Below are 15444 nucleotides of genomic sequence, written 5' to 3'. Positions count from 1 at the left end.
TGAAAAAAATAGACTAATTATAAAAAAAGCGCTCCATTTTTTCTTTTCTTTTGAATACATAATGAGTTCCTCTTTTATATTGGAGTAAATTTTTATGTAGATATTATAGCATATTTTTTGTGAGAAAATGAAGAGATTGCCATAATTTATTGGAGAAAAAATAACTTGCAATGGAGTAAGTGTTTCTTGCTAAATGATAAAAATGGAGATGCAAAGAGTGATTGCTATAAATTTTACAATATAAGGAGTATGATTAAAATGCCATTTGAAATTATCGATAATTTGAAGAGTGGAAAAGTAATTAAACGAGGAGGTATTGAATATGGAATGGGTAATTAAGCCAAGATCAACACCAGGTGAAGGTCCAGGTATTGGGTGCGATAAGGCTCCTAGTTGTAGCGGGAACTGCCATCTTTGCATTATTCATTTTTAAGGCGTAAGAAATGGTACTATATTTTTGAAAAATATTACAGAAATTTCTTGTGAGCATCTTTGTTTCGTTAGGAATAATGAAATAATTATTCAAGACTTTAATTATGATTTTAAAAAAGGTCAAATTTATTGCTTGCAAGGAGAAAACGGAAGCGGGAAAACAACGCTTTTAGATTTGATAACTGGGATGTTTATTGGAGAGTATGAAGGAAAGATATATTACAATCATATTGATATAGAAAGTTTGGATATGAAAAAAATACGATTACAAAGAATATCTATATTAGAACAATTCCCACAACTGATTGATGGAAATATTGAAGAAAACATCTATTTAACACCATTTCATTGCAAATATCAGTCGCAGAACGTATTTTTAAAGAAAGATAATGAAAATGTAGTCTATAAAGGAAATGGCGTATCTGGTGGAGAGAAGCAAAAAATAGGACTACTAAGAGCATTAGCGAAAGAAAGCGAGGTTTTGATATTGGATGAGCCTACTTCTGCGCTAGATCAAGAAAGTAAACAAGAACTGTTTAAACTTTTATATGGGTTAAAACGGGAGAAAATTATCATTTTTGTAAGTCATGATATAGATGCATGCTCGATTGCAGATCAAATCATTAATATGAATTGAAATAGATTGCTAAATGGGTTCGGGAGGAAAAATGAATGGAACAGTCGTATAATAAAAGAAGTATTTTTGTTTTATTAACCATTTGCATCGTAGTTGTTAGTTTTGTGATTGGTTTAGGAGGCTGCGGACAGCAAGAGGATAAAAAGACGGAAGAAATCACAAAACCAGATGGTATCTACCTGTATGGCGAAATGCATGCCAATACAAATATCATGAAGAAAGAACTGGAATTGTGGGGAGGGTACTATGATAAGGGGATGAGGGATCTGTTTGTTGAATTGCCGTATTTTGATGCACAAATAATGAACATCTGGATGCAATCAGATGATGATGATATTTTTGACATGTTTTTTCAAAATGTCCAGGGAACGGCAGGGGGCACTTCGGAGTATCAGAATTTTTGGAAAAAACTGAAGAGGGACTATCCGGAAACAATTTTACACGGTACAGATATTGGGCATGATTATAAGACATCGGGGCAGTGGTATCTCGATTATCTGGAAGAGCATGGACAAAAAGACTCCGAGGATTATCAAAAAACTCAGGAAAATATGGAACAGGGAAAATACTATTATGATCATTCTGAGGATGCTCCATACCGGGAAAATAAGATGGTAGAGAATTTTGTTGAGGCATATGAAACATTGGGAGATATTCCGATTATGGGAATTTATGGAGGTGCCCATACAGATATCGATGCAATGGATTATGTGACCGGAACAGTCCCGTGTATGGCTAATCAGCTGTATGAAAAATATGGAGACAAACTTCATACAGAAAGTCTGGAAGAATATGCCTGGATAACAGAACCTTTGAAAACAGAAACGATAGAAGTAGATGGAAAGAACTATAAGGCAGATTATTTCGGCGAGAACAGTGTTTTCAGTGACCAGGATGGATGGCATTCTATGAAATGCTGGAGACTGAAAGGAGCGTATCAGGATTTCAAAGAAGCTCCACTTAGCGGCGAAATGTGGGATCAGGAATCATTCCCGATGAAACTGAAAGCAGAGCAGGTCTATGTAGTTGAAATCAATCATAATGACGGTACGGTGGAACGGAAATATTTCCGGACGGATCAGAATTCGTTTGAGAAAATGGGATATGTGAAAGAATTTGTCCTTGATTAAGTGGAATTATTGAACCGGCAATAAACGGAAACCACTTGCACTCCCTCACCTGTCCGTTTACTATATTATAATAGAAGAAACAGATCGTTCTGTTTGATGAAAGACAGGAGGCGGAGCATATGAAAACAGTCAATACTGTTCCGGAGATTCTTTCAACATTTCCGGATTCTCATTTTGACAAGCAAAGATGGCGGGACTATGCAGGAGCAATCCATCCGGAACTTCCTAAACTCTGTGAAGAAGATACGGCAAAGTATGAGTTTGAAAAGGATGTCCTCCCGGTAATTGAGACAGTACTGGGGGAACCAGAGCGGATCCGGCATCTTGGCAGCAGGTTTGAGCATGTTGTGGCGGAGCTTCAGGAGCGCCTTCCGGTCCTGTTTGACAAGGAATGTGAAGTGACGGTTGTTTTATATCTGGGACTTTGCAATGCGGCGGGACGGGTGACGTTCCTTGGAGGGAAGAAGGTCGTTCTGCTGGGCGTGGAAAAGGTTCTGGAACTGAACTGGGACAGCGAGGAGAAGCTGAAGGCACTTTTGTACCATGAGATCGGACATATCTGGCATGAGATATACGGGAACCTGGAGTTCCCGGCGCATACACAGAGCAGGCAGTCGATGCTCCAGCTCTGGCAGGAGGGAATTGCCATGGTATGCGAGCAGATCTTAAGCAAAGATGAGAGGTATTACCATCAGGATGAGAATGGATGGCTTGCATGGTGTCAGGAGCAGGAGCCGATGATTAAGGAGGAATACGGGAGACGCCTGGAGCAGGAGGAAAGTACGCAGGATTTCTTTGGAGACTGGTGCGATTTCTGCGGCTATTCGGATGTAGGCTATTATCTGGGATGCCGGTTCGTGAGATGGATGATGAAAGAGAATGATCTCCGGGAGATCGCAGCGATGGGGGCCGCGGAACTGTTGGAAAAGTACACCCGGTTTGCGGGGAAAGAGTTACCTGCATAATATAGAAGAAAATGAAAAGGCGGATACGCGATCGCATCCGCCCTTTCATTTTGGTATGTCATTGAGAGGTTTTCCTGATTACATTGTAGTTTCTACATATACAAAACTGGGGAATCTCTTAAATAGAGGATGTATATAAGAATTGGAGACGTCGCTGATACTTTGGGGGAATATCAGGGACACTACAATGTAATCGTTTAGTACTTTAATGTACTAACACGCTATCACTATACCATGAACAAAAGGAAACTGTCAAGAGTTTAACGGAAAAAAGTAAAAAAAGTATTGTTGCTGTTCGCGCCGAACCGCCGCCCGCATGCGCGCTCGTCGCACAGACGCGCTTCAGTTCCGGGCTGCGTGTATCAAAAAAAATACAAAAAAATGTAAAAAGGGCTTGCAAATTTATATTGTTTCATATATACTGAAAAAGCTGTGACATGATAGCGATGAAACGTGAGGTTGCTGCCTGGAAATGGCAGGTTTTTCCGCGGAGCGAATGTCAAGTTAGGAAACTGGCGACAAGTCACTGTACGAATCAATAACATCCATTGAAACATGGTAACAACGTGTGAGTCGATGTGGACACGCACGGGAGAGTGTACAGTCACCGCTTGTCGTACTGAGTTTGAAAGTACGAAAAGGAGGCGACTTTTTTTATGGCAAGTCAAGTAATGAGAATCACACTGAAGGCATATGATCATCAGCTGGTTGATGCATCTGCCAAGAAAATTATCGAAACTGTAAAGAAAAATGGAGCAAAGGTGAGCGGACCGGTACCGCTTCCGACAAAGAAGGAAGTAGTTACAATCCTGAGAGCTGTTCACAAATACAAAGATTCCAGAGAGCAGTTCGAGCAGAGAACTCATAAAAGACTGATTGATATCATCACACCAACACAGAAGACAGTTGATGCATTATCCAGACTGGAAATGCCGGCAGGTGTGTACATCGATATCAAAATGAAACAAAAATAAGAAAGCAGTATTCCTAAAATTTAGGATGAACGGATGCATGTCCGTTCCGCTGTAAATCACAGGAGGTAAACATAATGAAGAAAGCTATTTTAGCAACAAAAGTCGGAATGACTCAAATCTTCAACGAAGATGGAGTATTAACTCCGGTAACTGTTCTTCAGGCTGGTCCTTGTGTTGTAACACAGATCAAGACAGTTGAGAACGATGGTTACAAGGCTGTTCAGGTTGGATTCGTTGACAAGAAAGAAAAGATTGTCAATGTAGACAAGAGCGGCAAGAAAGAAATTGTCCACAGAAATGGTGTGACAAAAGCTGAGAAAGGACACTTCGACAAAGCTGGAGTATCCGGAAAGAGATTCGTAAAAGAATTCAAATTTGACAATGCAGAAGAATATGCACTTGCACAGGAAATCAAAGCTGATATCTTCGCGGTAGGAGATAAGGTAGATGCAACAGCAATCTCCAAAGGTAAAGGATTCCAGGGTGCAATCAAGAGACATAATCAGCACAGAGGACCTATGACACACGGTTCCAAATTCCACCGTCACGCAGGTTCCAACGGTGCGGCTTCCGATCCGAGCAAGGTATTCAAAGGAAAGAAAATGCCGGGACACATGGGAAGCAAGAAGATCACAATTCAGAATCTTGAAGTAGTAAGAGTTGATGCGGAAAACAATCTGCTCTTAGTAAAAGGTTCCGTGCCAGGACCTAAAAAATCTTTAGTAACAATCAAAGAAACAGTAAAGAGTATTTAGGTTTTTGAGAGGAAAGGAGGAACATAGTAATGGCAAACGTAGCTGTTTACAATATCGAAGGTAAAGAAGTTGGTACGATTGACTTAAATGATGCTATTTTCGGTGTTGAAGTTAACGAACACCTTGTGCACATGGCAGTTGTACAGCAGCTTGCAAATAAACGTCAGGGAACACAGAAAGCAAAGACTCGTTCTGAAGTATCCGGCGGCGGAAGAAAACCGTGGAGACAGAAAGGAACAGGTCATGCAAGACAGGGATCAACAAGAGCTCCGCAGTGGACAGGCGGTGGAGTGGTATTTGCTCCGACACCGAGAGACTACTCTTTCAAATTAAACAAGAAAGAAAAGAGAGCAGCTCTGAAATCCGCTCTGACATCCAGAGTAGAAGAGAACAAGTTCATCGTAGTAGATGAAATGAATTTCGATGAAATCAAAACAAAGAAATTCCAGAATGTATTAAGCAACTTAAACGTATCCAAAGCATTAGTGGTATTAGAAGACGGCAACACAAAGGCTGAGCTTTCTGCAAGAAACATTGCCGATGTTAAGACTGCACGCACTAATACAATCAATGTGTATGATATCCTGAAATACAATACAGTGATTGCTACAAAAGCAGCTGTAGAGGCAATCGAGGAGGTGTACGCATAATGGCAAACATTCAGTATTATGACGTAATCCTGAAACCGGTGATTACAGAAAAAAGCATGGGGCTTATGGCTGACAAGAAATACACATTCCTTGTTCATCCGGAAGCTAACAAGACTCAGATCAAAGAAGCAGTTGAAAAAATGTTCGCTGGAACAAAAGTAAAGAGTGTTAATACAATGAACCAGGACGGAAAGACAAAACGCCGTGGCATGACATACGGAAAAACTGCTAAGACGAAGAAAGCGATCGTAGCTCTTACAGAAGAAAGCGCAGAGATCGAAATCTTCCAGGGACTCTAGGATATAGAGAAAATAAACGGTGCAAATCCGTGAAACCAATAATTAGATAACGAAAGGAGATACAGTAATGGGAATTAAAACATACAGCCCATATACACCTTCCAGAAGACAGATGACCGGATCTGATTTTGCTGAGATCACAAAGACAACTCCAGAGAAATCTCTGCTTGCATCCAAGAGCAAAACAGCCGGCCGTAACGCTCAGGGTAAAATTACAGTAAGACACCGCGGAGGCGGAGCTAAGAGAAAATACAGAATTATCGATTTTAAGAGAAATAAAGATGGAATTCCGGCAAAGGTAATCGGTATCGAGTACGATCCGAACAGAACAGCCAACATCGCTCTGATCTGCTACGCAGACGGCGAAAAAGCTTACATCCTTGCACCGCAGGGACTGACAGACGGAATGACAGTTATGAATGGACCGGAAGCGGAAGTAAGAGTAGGAAACTGCCTGCCGCTCTCTGAAATCCCGGTTGGTACACAGATTCACAACATTGAGCTTTATCCAGGAAGAGGCGGACAGCTCGTTCGTTCCGCTGGTAACAGCGCTCAGTTAATGGCTAAAGAAGGAAAATACGCTACACTTCGTCTTCCTTCAGGCGAAATGAGAATGGTACCGCTTGTATGCCGTGCATCAGTTGGTGTTGTTGGAAACGGCGAACACAACCTGATCAACATCGGTAAAGCAGGACGTAAACGCCATATGGGCATCAGACCTACAGTTCGTGGTTCTGTTATGAACCCGAATGACCATCCGCACGGTGGTGGTGAAGGTAAGACTGGTATTGGACGTCCAGGCCCGTCTACACCTTGGGGCAAACCGGCACTTGGTCTTAAGACAAGAAAGAAAAACAAAGCGTCTAATAAGCTGATCGTAAGAAGACGTGACGGAAAAGCTATCAAATAAACAGTTTTGAAGGAGGTTAAACCTAATGGCTCGTTCACTTAAAAAAGGACCATTCGCAGATGCGAGTTTACTGAAAAAAGTAGAAGCTATGAACGAATCCGGAGACAAGTCTGTTATCAAGACATGGTCCCGCCGTTCTACAATTTTCCCGATGATGATCGGTCATACAATCGCCGTTCATGACGGAAGAAAACATGTCCCGGTATATATCACAGAAGATATGGTTGGACACAAACTTGGAGAGTTTGTTGCAACAAGAACATACAGAGGACATGGAAAAGACGAAAAGAAATCCAGAGTAAGATAATAAACGTGTATTCGAAAGGAGGGTTCATCCATGGCTAAGGGACATAGATCTCAGATTAAAAGAGAAAGAAATGCGAACAAAGACACAAGACCATCAGCTAAGTTATCCTACGCAAGAGTCTCTGTGCAGAAAGCATGCTTCGTATTAGATGCCATCAGAGGTAAGGATGTAACAACAGCACTTGGAATTTTAACATACAACCCAAGATATGCTTCCAGCTTGATTAAGAAATTATTAGAATCAGCAATCGCAAACGCTGAAAACAATAACGGTATGTCACCAGAAAACCTTTACATCGCAGAATGCTATGCGAACAAAGGACCTACAATGAAACGTATCAGACCAAGAGCACAGGGTAGAGCTTACAGAATCGAAAAGAGAATGAGCCACATTACACTTGTGTTAGATGAAAGATAAGGAGGGCAATCATGGGACAGAAGGTTAATCCACACGGATTGAGAGTCGGTATCATCAAAGACTGGGATTCCAGATGGTATGCAGAAAAAGACTTCGGCGACAATCTGGTTGAAGACCACAAAATCAGAAAATTTCTTAAGAATAAATTATACAGTGCCGGAATCGCAAAGATCGAGATCGAAAGAGCATCTGACCGTGTAAAAATCATCGTTTACACAGCAAAACCGGGTGTGGTAATCGGTAAAGGCGGTTCTGAAATCGAGAAAGTAAAAGCAGAACTTCAGAAGATGACAGACAAGAAAGTTATCGTTGACATCAAAGAAGTAAAGAAACCGGACAGAGACGCTCAGCTCGTTGCTGAAAACATCGCACTTCAGCTTGAAAACCGTATTTCTTTCAGACGTGCTATGAAGTCCTGCATGAGCAGAACAATGAAGGCAGGAGCGCTTGGTGTGAAAACATCCGTTTCCGGACGTCTTGGCGGAGCTGATATGGCTCGTACAGAGTTCTACAGCGAAGGAACAATTCCGCTTCAGACACTTCGTGCAGACATTGACTATGGATTCGCTGAGGCAGACACAACTTACGGAAAAGTAGGTGTGAAAGTCTGGGTATACAAAGGCGAAGTTCTTCCAACAAAGGCTAATCAGGAAGGGAGCGATAAATAATGTTAATGCCAAAAAGAGTAAAACGTCGTAAACAGTTCCGTGGCTCCATGAGAGGTAAGGCTTTACGCGGAAATAAGATTACTAACGGTGAATATGGTCTTGTGGCAATGGAACCTTGCTGGATCCGTTCCAACCAGATCGAAGCTGCCCGTGTTGCTATGACTCGTTATATCAAACGTGGTGGTAAAGTCTGGATCAAGATTTTCCCAGATAAACCTGTAACTACGAAACCAGCTGAAACGCGTATGGGTTCCGGAAAAGGTACTCTTGAATACTGGGTAGCAGTTGTAAAACCAGGACGTGTTATGTTCGAACTTTCCGGAGTACCGGAAGAAGTTGCACGTGAAGCGCTGCGTCTTGCAATGCACAAATTACCTTGTAAATGTAAAATCGTTTCTCGCGCAGACTTAGAAGGCGGTGATAACAGTGAAAATTAATGCATTTGTAGAAGATTTAAGAAAAAAATCAGTTTCAGAATTGAATGAAGAATTAGTAGCTGCTAAAAAGGAACTCTTCAACCTGAGATTCCAGAACGCAACGAATCAGCTTGAAAATACAAGCAGGATCAAAGAAGTAAGAAAGAATATTGCCAGAATCCAGACAGTGATGACTGAGATGGCAAAGGCTGAGTAAGGAGGGAATGAACGTGGAAAGAAACCTGAGAAAAACAAGAGTTGGTAAGGTTGTCAGCGACAAAATGGACAAAACAATCGTAGTTGCAGTTGAAGACCATGTGAAACACCCGCTTTACAACAAAATCGTGAAGAGAACTTACAAATTAAAAGCACATGACGAAAACAACGAATGCAACATTGGAGATAAAGTAAAAGTTATGGAAACAAGACCGCTGTCCAAGGACAAGAGATGGAGACTTGTGGAAATAATGGAAAAAGTGAAATAATTTCACGATGGAGCAGAATATAAGGAGGTTACCTGCATGATTCAGCAAGAAAGCAGATTAAAAGTAGCAGATAACACAGGTGCTAAAGAATTACTTTGTATCCGTGTTATGGGCGGTTCTACAAGAAGATATGCAAATATCGGAGATGTGATCGTTGCTTCTGTTAAAGACGCAACACCAGGCGGCGTTGTTAAAAAAGGTGACGTTGTAAAGGCTGTCGTTGTTCGTACAGTAAAAGGCGCACGTCGTAAAGATGGTTCCTACATCAAATTCGATGAAAATGCTGCTGTTATTATCAGAGACGACAAGAACCCAAGAGGAACTCGTATTTTTGGACCAGTTGCGAGAGAACTTCGTGAGAAACAGTTCATGAAGATCGTATCTCTGGCTCCGGAAGTATTATAAGGAGGTACCTGAGAATGTCAACTATGAAAATTAAAAAAGGCGACACTGTTAAAGTTATCGCTGGAAAAGATAAAGACAAAGAAGGCAAAGTAATTTCCGTTGATAGAAAGAACGGAAGAGTTCTGGTAGAGGGTGTCAACATGCTGACAAAGCACACAAAACCAAGTGCTTCTAATCAGGAAGGCGGCATCATCCATCAGGAAGGACCTATTGATGCATCTAACGTAATGTACGTTCACAAGGGAAAAGCTACAAGAGTAGGTTTCAAGATGGACGGAGACAAGAAAGTACGTTACGCTAAATCAACAGGCGAAGTGATTGATTAATTCGAGAAAGGAGGTCCAGCGCTTTGAGTAGATTAAAAGAACAGTATCAGAACGAGATCGTAGACGCTCTGATCAAGAAATTTGGATATAAAAACATTATGGAAGTACCGAAGCTCGACAAAGTTGTTATCAACATGGGCGTAGGTGAAGCTAAAGAAAACCACAAACTTCTGGAATCTGCTATTGCTGACATGGAGACAATCACAGGTCAGAAAGCAGTTACAACAAAGGCTAAAAAGTCCGTGGCTAACTTCAAAATCAGAGAGGGTATGCCGATCGGATGTAAAGTTACATTAAGAGGTGAAAAAATGTACGAGTTCGTTGATCGTCTGATCAACCTTGCACTTCCTCGTGTACGTGACTTCAGAGGTGTAAATCCGAACGCATTTGACGGAAGAGGAAATTATGCCCTTGGAATCAAAGAACAGCTGATTTTCCCGGAAATCGAATACGATAAGGTTGACAAAGTTCGCGGTATGGACGTAATCTTCGTAACAACTGCAAAGACAGACGAAGAAGCTCGTGAATTACTGAAACAGTTCAACATGCCATTCGCAAAGTAGTAAAGGAGGAAAATCATGGCAAAGACAGCAATGAAAATCAAACAGCAGCGCAAACAGAAATTCTCCACAAGAGAATACAATCGCTGTAAAATCTGCGGCCGTCCGCATGCATATTTAAGAAAATATGGTATTTGCCGTATCTGCTTCCGTGAATTAGCTTACAAAGGAGAAATTCCGGGAGTAAAGAAAGCAAGCTGGTAGGCCCGTTAACTGCTTTACGCTCATCCCTGACCGGGATGTGCGGGGCGAAAGGCTGCTCTCCGGCATGTTCCGGAGAACTCCTTGAAAAAGGATATCCGCAGTCAGGAAACAAAATGAACCATTCCATAAGGAGGAAATTGAAAATGACTATGAGTGATCCAATCGCAGATATGCTTACAAGAATTCGTAACGCAAACACTGCAAAACATGATACAGTAGATGTACCGGCTTCCAAAATGAAAGTCGCTATCGCAGACATCCTTGTAAACGAAGGATATATTACAAAATATGATCTGATTGATGAAGGAAGCTTCAAAACAATCAGAATTACATTAAAATACGGCGCTGATAAGAACGAAAAAGTTATTACAGGATTAAAGAGAATCTCTAAACCGGGTCTTCGTGTATACGCAGGCAAGGAAGAGCTCCCGAAAGTACTTGGTGGACTTGGAACAGCAATCATCTCCACAAACCAGGGTGTAGTAACAGACAAAGAAGCAAGAAAACTCGGTGTTGGCGGAGAAGTACTCTGCTTCGTATGGTAAGCACTGAACACTTGGCGAGCACAAGCGCAAGCGCAGTGCGAGGTTAGTGTGAAGGCTGCTCCCAAGCGTTAGCGAAAACGAGCCGCAGGCGAAGTTTGAGCTTAGGTGCACGGAGCGAGGCATGTATATAGGGATATGATCCCCATGAAACTGAAAACAGAGCGGATCAGGTCCGTTCCGAAAATTTAAGTGTAGGAGGTATACGTTATGTCACGTATCGGAAGACTTCCGGTTGCAATCCCGGAAGGAGTAACTGTAGAAATTGCAGAGAACAATAAAGTGACTGTAACAGGTCCAAAAGGAACTCTCGTAAGAGAACTTCCAGTTGAAATGGAAATCAAAAAAGAAGACAATACAATCGTGGTTACAAGACCGAACGACTTAAAGAAAATGAAATCTTTACATGGTCTTACAAGAACGCTGATCAACAACATGGTGATCGGTGTAACTGAAGGATACCAGAAAGTTCTTGAAGTAAACGGTGTTGGTTACAGAGCGGCAAAAGCCGGAAAGAAACTTACATTAAGCCTTGGATACTCTCATCCGGTAGAGATGGAAGATCCGGAAGGAATTGAAACTGTACTTGAAGGACAGAACAAAATCATTGTTAAAGGTATCAGCAAAGAAAAAGTTGGCCAATACGCAGCTGAAATCAGAGACAAGAGAAGACCGGAACCTTACAAGGGCAAAGGTATCAAGTATGCTGATGAAGTTATCAGACGTAAAGTTGGTAAAACTGGTAAGAAATAAGTAAGGAGAGTGTGAAAATGGTTAGCAAAAAATCAAGAAGCGAAGTTCGTTTAAACAAGCATAGAAAGTTACGCAACCGTTTCAGCGGTACAGCTGAAAGACCACGTCTTGCTGTATTCAGAAGCAACAATCATATGTATGCTCAGATCATCGATGATACAGTTGGAAACACTCTGGTATCAGCTTCCACTCTTCAGAAGGACGTGAAAGCAGAACTGGAAAAAACCAACAATGTAGAAGCAGCAGCATATCTTGGAACGGTTATTGCTAAGAAAGCTCTGGAAAAAGGAATCAAGGAAGTTGTCTTTGACAGAGGCGGCTTTATATATCAGGGAAAAGTCAAAGCATTAGCAGACGCAGCTAGAGAAGCTGGACTGGAATTCTAGAAGTTGAGGAGGAAAACACAGATGAGACGTAATCACATTGATGCTAGTCAGTTAGAGTTAAATGAAAAAGTAGTATCAATTAAACGTGTAACCAAAGTTGTTAAAGGTGGCCGTCACTTCAGATTCACAGCTTTAGTAGTTGTCGGCGATGGAAAAGGCCATGTTGGTGCAGGTTTAGGTAAAGCGGCAGAAATTCCGGAAGCAATCCGCAAAGGAAAAGAAGACGCAATGAAAAACATCATCACAGTTGCACTGAATGATGAAGAAAGTATCACTCATGATATGTATGGAAAATTCGGAAGCGCAACAGTACTTCTGAAAAACGCTCCGGAAGGTACCGGAGTTATTGCCGGCGGTCCGGCCCGTGCCGTGATCGAGATGGCAGGAATCAAGAATATCCGTACAAAATCTTTAGGTTCCAACAACAAACAGAACGTAGTACTCGCTACTCTGAACGGCCTGAAGAATGTAAAGACACCGGAGGACGTTGCAAGACTTCGCGGCAAATCTATTGAAGAGATCGTAGGCTAAGGAGGACGGTTAACATGGCAAATTTGAAAATCACATTAGTGAAATCAACAATCGGTGCCATTCCGAAGCATAAAAAAACAGTTGAAGCATTAGGTTTAAAGAAGATGCACAAAACAGTTGTACTTCCGGACAATGCTGCAACAAGAGGTATGGTACAGCAGGTAAGACATTTAGTAAAAGTGGAAGAAGAAGCTTAATATCAGATAAGGAGGTGTCATAATGGACTTATCAAATTTAAGACCAGCTGATGGTTCAAAACACAGCGATAATTTCAGAAGAGGCCGTGGACACGGATCTGGAAATGGTAAGACAGCCGGAAAAGGCCACAAAGGTCAGAAAGCACGTTCCGGAGCAACAAGACCGGGATTTGAAGGTGGACAGATGCCATTATACAGACGTATTCCGAAGAGAGGTTTCACAAACAGAAACACAAAGGAAATCGTTGGTATCAATGTAAGCGCATTAGAAGCATTTGAAAATGATGCAGTTGTTTCAGTAGCAGCTTTAATCGAAAAAGGAATCATTAAGAACCCGAAAGATGGCGTTAAGATTCTTGGAAATGGAGAGTTAACCAAAAAGCTTACAGTTCAGGCTAATGCTTTCAGCGAAGGCGCAAAAGCTAAAATTGAGGCTCTTGGTGGAAAAGCAGAGGTGATCTAATTGCTTCAGACAGTCCGTAGGGCATTTCAGGTTGAAGAGATCAGACAGAGACTGTTCTTCACATTTTTGATGCTGATTGTTGTAAGACTCGGATCCGAACTCCCGACACCGGGGGTGGATCCGACATACATCCAGAACTTTTTTGCGAGCCAGACCGGAGATGCATTTAACTTTTTTGATGCATTTACCGGAGGTTCCTTTACCCAGATGTCCGTTTTTGCGTTGAGCATTACGCCGTACATCACTTCCTCAATTATCGTTCAGCTTCTTACAATTGCGATTCCGAAGTTGGAAGAGCTCCAGAAAGAAGGAGAAGAAGGAAGAAAGAAGATGACGGCGATTACGCGTTATCTTACAGTTGCGCTCGCATTAATCGAGTCTGCTGCAATGGCAATTGGATTTGGACGTCAGGGTCTTCTTGTAGAGTTTAATTTTGTGAATGCAGCTGTTGTCATCATGACACTGACAGCCGGTTCTACTTTGTTGATGTGGATTGGTGAACGTATTACAGAAAAAGGTGTTGGAAACGGTATTTCCATCGTACTTCTGATCAACATTCTCTCCAGAATTCCACAGGACTTCGTGACGTTATACAGTCAGTTTATAAGCGGTAAAAGTCTTGCTAATGCAGCTCTCGCGGCTGTTATTATCCTGTTGATTCTGCTTGTAGTGATTGTTTTTGTTATCATTCTGCAGGATGCGGTTCGGAAGATTCCGGTACAGTATTCTCAGAAGGTTGTCGGAAGAAAAACAATAGGCGGGCAGTCTACCAATATTCCACTGAAGGTTAACACAGCAGGAGTAATCCCGGTTATCTTCGCATCTTCTCTGATGCAGTTCCCTGTTGTCATCGCTTCTTTCCTTGGAAAAGGAGACGGGGACGGTATCGGAAGTGAAATACTGAGAGGCCTGAATTCAAACAACTGGTGTGATCCATCAAATCTTCAGTATTCATGGGGATTAATTGTATATATCCTCCTGACAGTATTTTTTGCATATTTCTATACGAGTATTACATTCAATCCGATGGAAATTGCAAACAATATGAAAAAAAGCGGAGGTTTTATCCTTGGTATCAGACCAGGAAAACCGACGGTCGAATATTTGACAAAGATCCTGAATTATATCATTTTCATCGGAGCGTGCGGTCTTGTAATTGTACAGATTATTCCGTTCTTCTTCAACGGAGTATTCGGTGCAAATGTTTCTTTCGGAGGAACATCCATGATTATTATCGTAGGTGTCGTTCTGGAAACAATCAAGAAAGTCGAATCCATGATGCTTGTTCGTAATTACAAAGGATTTTTAAATACCTGATGATTTTAGCTCGCGGAAAATTTTTTCGCGAGTTAAAGTTCTATAAAGAGATAATATGGAGGTACGCAGTATGAAAGTAATTATGTTAGGTGCACCGGGGGCAGGTAAAGGAACCCAGGCAAAGAAGATCGCGGCAAAATACCAGATTCCTCACATTTCCACGGGAGACATTTTCCGGGCAAATATTAAAGAGGGAACAGAACTTGGAAAAAAAGCAAAAGAATACATGGATCAGGGACTTCTTGTGCCGGACGAACTGACAGTAGATCTTGTAATTGACCGTGTAAAACAGGATGACTGCAAAAACGGATATGTACTCGACGGATTTCCGCGTACAATTCCGCAGGCAGAGGCTCTTGACAAGGCACTTGCCGCACTTGGTGAAAAAATGGATTATGCAATTGATGTAGATGTTCCGGATGAGAATATTGTAAACCGTATGGGCGGAAGAAGAGCGTGTGTCGGATGTGGAGCTACATACCATATTGTCTATGCTGCGCCGAAACAGGAGAATATCTGCGATGTTTGCGGTAAAGAGCTGATTTTGAGAGATGACGACAAACCGGAAACAGTTCAGAAGCGCCTGAACGTATACCATGAGCAGACACAGCCGCTGATTGACTACTACAACAATGCAGGTATTCTGCGTGAAGTAGACGGAACAGTCGACATTGACGACGTATTCGCAGCAATTGTAAAAATTCTTGGAGAATAA

Annotated in this window: 26 protein-coding genes; all 26 read left to right on the top strand. The window is 41.8% G+C overall.

Annotated features, from left to right (window positions below; translation table 11 throughout):
• The first annotated feature begins 457 nt into the window (after positions 1-457).
• The 26 genes from B5E64_RS11730 to B5E64_RS11605 all read left to right on the top strand — a co-directional run bounded on the left by B5E64_RS11730 (position 458) and on the right by B5E64_RS11605 (position 15444).
• Positions 458-1069, top strand: a complete 612-nt coding sequence (locus B5E64_RS11730) for an ABC transporter ATP-binding protein (protein ID WP_162610183.1) — start codon at positions 458-460, stop codon at positions 1067-1069.
• Between the two features lie 35 nt (positions 1070-1104).
• Positions 1105-2199 carry a hypothetical protein gene (locus B5E64_RS11725; RefSeq protein ID WP_087168686.1) on the top strand — a complete coding sequence of 365 codons (1095 nt, stop codon included), beginning with the start codon at positions 1105-1107 and terminating at the stop codon, positions 2197-2199.
• 119 nt (positions 2200-2318) lie between these two features.
• Entirely contained in the window at positions 2319-3164 is an 846-nt protein-coding gene (locus B5E64_RS11720; RefSeq protein ID WP_087168685.1) for a hypothetical protein, read from the top strand.
• A gap of 656 nt (positions 3165-3820) precedes the next feature.
• Complete coding sequence (gene rpsJ, locus B5E64_RS11715; protein ID WP_024731851.1) at positions 3821-4138, top strand: 30S ribosomal protein S10; 318 nt, start codon at positions 3821-3823, stop codon at positions 4136-4138.
• Between the two features lie 74 nt (positions 4139-4212).
• Positions 4213-4893 (top strand): 50S ribosomal protein L3, encoded by a 681-nt coding sequence (gene rplC, locus B5E64_RS11710; RefSeq protein WP_087168684.1) that lies wholly within the window; start codon positions 4213-4215, stop codon positions 4891-4893.
• Positions 4894-4922: 29 nt separating this feature from the next.
• On the top strand, positions 4923-5543 hold the full coding sequence (gene rplD / locus B5E64_RS11705; RefSeq protein WP_087168683.1) for a 50S ribosomal protein L4: 621 nt from the start codon (positions 4923-4925) through the stop codon (positions 5541-5543).
• Positions 5543-5842: a 50S ribosomal protein L23 gene (rplW, locus tag B5E64_RS11700; RefSeq protein ID WP_087168682.1), complete on the top strand. Its 300-nt coding sequence runs from the start codon at positions 5543-5545 to the stop codon at positions 5840-5842. Before rplD ends, rplW begins: the two co-directional genes overlap by 1 nt.
• 67 nt (positions 5843-5909) lie before the next feature.
• Positions 5910-6752 (top strand): 50S ribosomal protein L2, encoded by an 843-nt coding sequence (gene rplB / locus B5E64_RS11695; protein ID WP_087168681.1) that lies wholly within the window; start codon positions 5910-5912, stop codon positions 6750-6752.
• A 25-nt stretch (positions 6753-6777) separates the two neighbouring features.
• Entirely contained in the window at positions 6778-7059 is a 282-nt protein-coding gene (gene rpsS / locus B5E64_RS11690; RefSeq protein WP_024731856.1) for a 30S ribosomal protein S19, read from the top strand.
• A 30-nt stretch (positions 7060-7089) separates the two neighbouring features.
• On the top strand, positions 7090-7476 hold the full coding sequence (gene rplV, locus B5E64_RS11685) for a 50S ribosomal protein L22 (protein ID WP_048620766.1): 387 nt from the start codon (positions 7090-7092) through the stop codon (positions 7474-7476).
• Positions 7477-7487: 11 nt separating this feature from the next.
• The gene (rpsC, locus tag B5E64_RS11680; RefSeq protein WP_087168680.1) at positions 7488-8144 is read left to right on the top strand and encodes a 30S ribosomal protein S3; all 657 of its coding nucleotides are present in this window, start codon (positions 7488-7490) and stop codon (positions 8142-8144) included.
• Entirely contained in the window at positions 8144-8581 is a 438-nt protein-coding gene (gene rplP, locus B5E64_RS11675; RefSeq protein WP_087168679.1) for a 50S ribosomal protein L16, read from the top strand. The genes rpsC and rplP overlap by 1 nt, the downstream gene beginning before the upstream one ends.
• A complete protein-coding gene (rpmC, locus tag B5E64_RS11670) occupies positions 8571-8777 on the top strand; it encodes a 50S ribosomal protein L29 (RefSeq protein ID WP_087168678.1) in 207 nt (68 codons plus the stop codon). The genes rplP and rpmC overlap by 11 nt, the downstream gene beginning before the upstream one ends.
• A 13-nt stretch (positions 8778-8790) precedes the next feature.
• Positions 8791-9045 carry a 30S ribosomal protein S17 gene (gene rpsQ, locus B5E64_RS11665; RefSeq protein ID WP_087168721.1) on the top strand — a complete coding sequence of 85 codons (255 nt, stop codon included), beginning with the start codon at positions 8791-8793 and terminating at the stop codon, positions 9043-9045.
• Between the two features lie 36 nt (positions 9046-9081).
• Positions 9082-9450 carry a 50S ribosomal protein L14 gene (gene rplN, locus B5E64_RS11660; RefSeq protein ID WP_087168677.1) on the top strand — a complete coding sequence of 123 codons (369 nt, stop codon included), beginning with the start codon at positions 9082-9084 and terminating at the stop codon, positions 9448-9450.
• 14 nt (positions 9451-9464) lie between these two features.
• Positions 9465-9776 carry a 50S ribosomal protein L24 gene (gene rplX, locus B5E64_RS11655; protein WP_087168676.1) on the top strand — a complete coding sequence of 104 codons (312 nt, stop codon included), beginning with the start codon at positions 9465-9467 and terminating at the stop codon, positions 9774-9776.
• Positions 9777-9799: 23 nt separating this feature from the next.
• Positions 9800-10339: a 50S ribosomal protein L5 gene (gene rplE / locus B5E64_RS11650; protein WP_087168675.1), complete on the top strand. Its 540-nt coding sequence runs from the start codon at positions 9800-9802 to the stop codon at positions 10337-10339.
• 15 nt (positions 10340-10354) lie between these two features.
• Positions 10355-10540, top strand: a complete 186-nt coding sequence (locus B5E64_RS11645; RefSeq protein ID WP_024731865.1) for a type Z 30S ribosomal protein S14 — start codon at positions 10355-10357, stop codon at positions 10538-10540.
• 143 nt (positions 10541-10683) lie between these two features.
• Complete coding sequence (rpsH, locus tag B5E64_RS11640; protein WP_087168674.1) at positions 10684-11085, top strand: 30S ribosomal protein S8; 402 nt, start codon at positions 10684-10686, stop codon at positions 11083-11085.
• 207 nt (positions 11086-11292) lie between these two features.
• Positions 11293-11835, top strand: a complete 543-nt coding sequence (gene rplF, locus B5E64_RS11635; RefSeq protein ID WP_087168673.1) for a 50S ribosomal protein L6 — start codon at positions 11293-11295, stop codon at positions 11833-11835.
• Between the two features lie 17 nt (positions 11836-11852).
• Positions 11853-12221 carry a 50S ribosomal protein L18 gene (rplR, locus tag B5E64_RS11630; protein WP_087168672.1) on the top strand — a complete coding sequence of 123 codons (369 nt, stop codon included), beginning with the start codon at positions 11853-11855 and terminating at the stop codon, positions 12219-12221.
• Positions 12222-12242: 21 nt separating this feature from the next.
• A complete protein-coding gene (rpsE, locus tag B5E64_RS11625) occupies positions 12243-12752 on the top strand; it encodes a 30S ribosomal protein S5 (protein WP_087168671.1) in 510 nt (169 codons plus the stop codon).
• Positions 12753-12766: 14 nt separating this feature from the next.
• Positions 12767-12949, top strand: a complete 183-nt coding sequence (rpmD, locus tag B5E64_RS11620; RefSeq protein WP_024731870.1) for a 50S ribosomal protein L30 — start codon at positions 12767-12769, stop codon at positions 12947-12949.
• Between the two features lie 22 nt (positions 12950-12971).
• Positions 12972-13412 carry a 50S ribosomal protein L15 gene (rplO, locus tag B5E64_RS11615; RefSeq protein WP_087168670.1) on the top strand — a complete coding sequence of 147 codons (441 nt, stop codon included), beginning with the start codon at positions 12972-12974 and terminating at the stop codon, positions 13410-13412.
• Complete coding sequence (secY, locus tag B5E64_RS11610; protein ID WP_087168669.1) at positions 13413-14729, top strand: preprotein translocase subunit SecY; 1317 nt, start codon at positions 13413-13415, stop codon at positions 14727-14729. It begins immediately after the preceding gene.
• 70 nt (positions 14730-14799) lie between these two features.
• Positions 14800-15444 (top strand): adenylate kinase, encoded by a 645-nt coding sequence (locus tag B5E64_RS11605; protein ID WP_087168668.1) that lies wholly within the window; start codon positions 14800-14802, stop codon positions 15442-15444.

The sequence above is a fragment of the Drancourtella sp. An12 genome, from assembly GCF_002160935.1.
In the GTDB taxonomy this organism is placed as follows: domain Bacteria; phylum Bacillota; class Clostridia; order Lachnospirales; family Lachnospiraceae; genus Sellimonas; species Sellimonas catena.
This window is presented reverse-complemented; position numbering and strand designations above follow the sequence as displayed.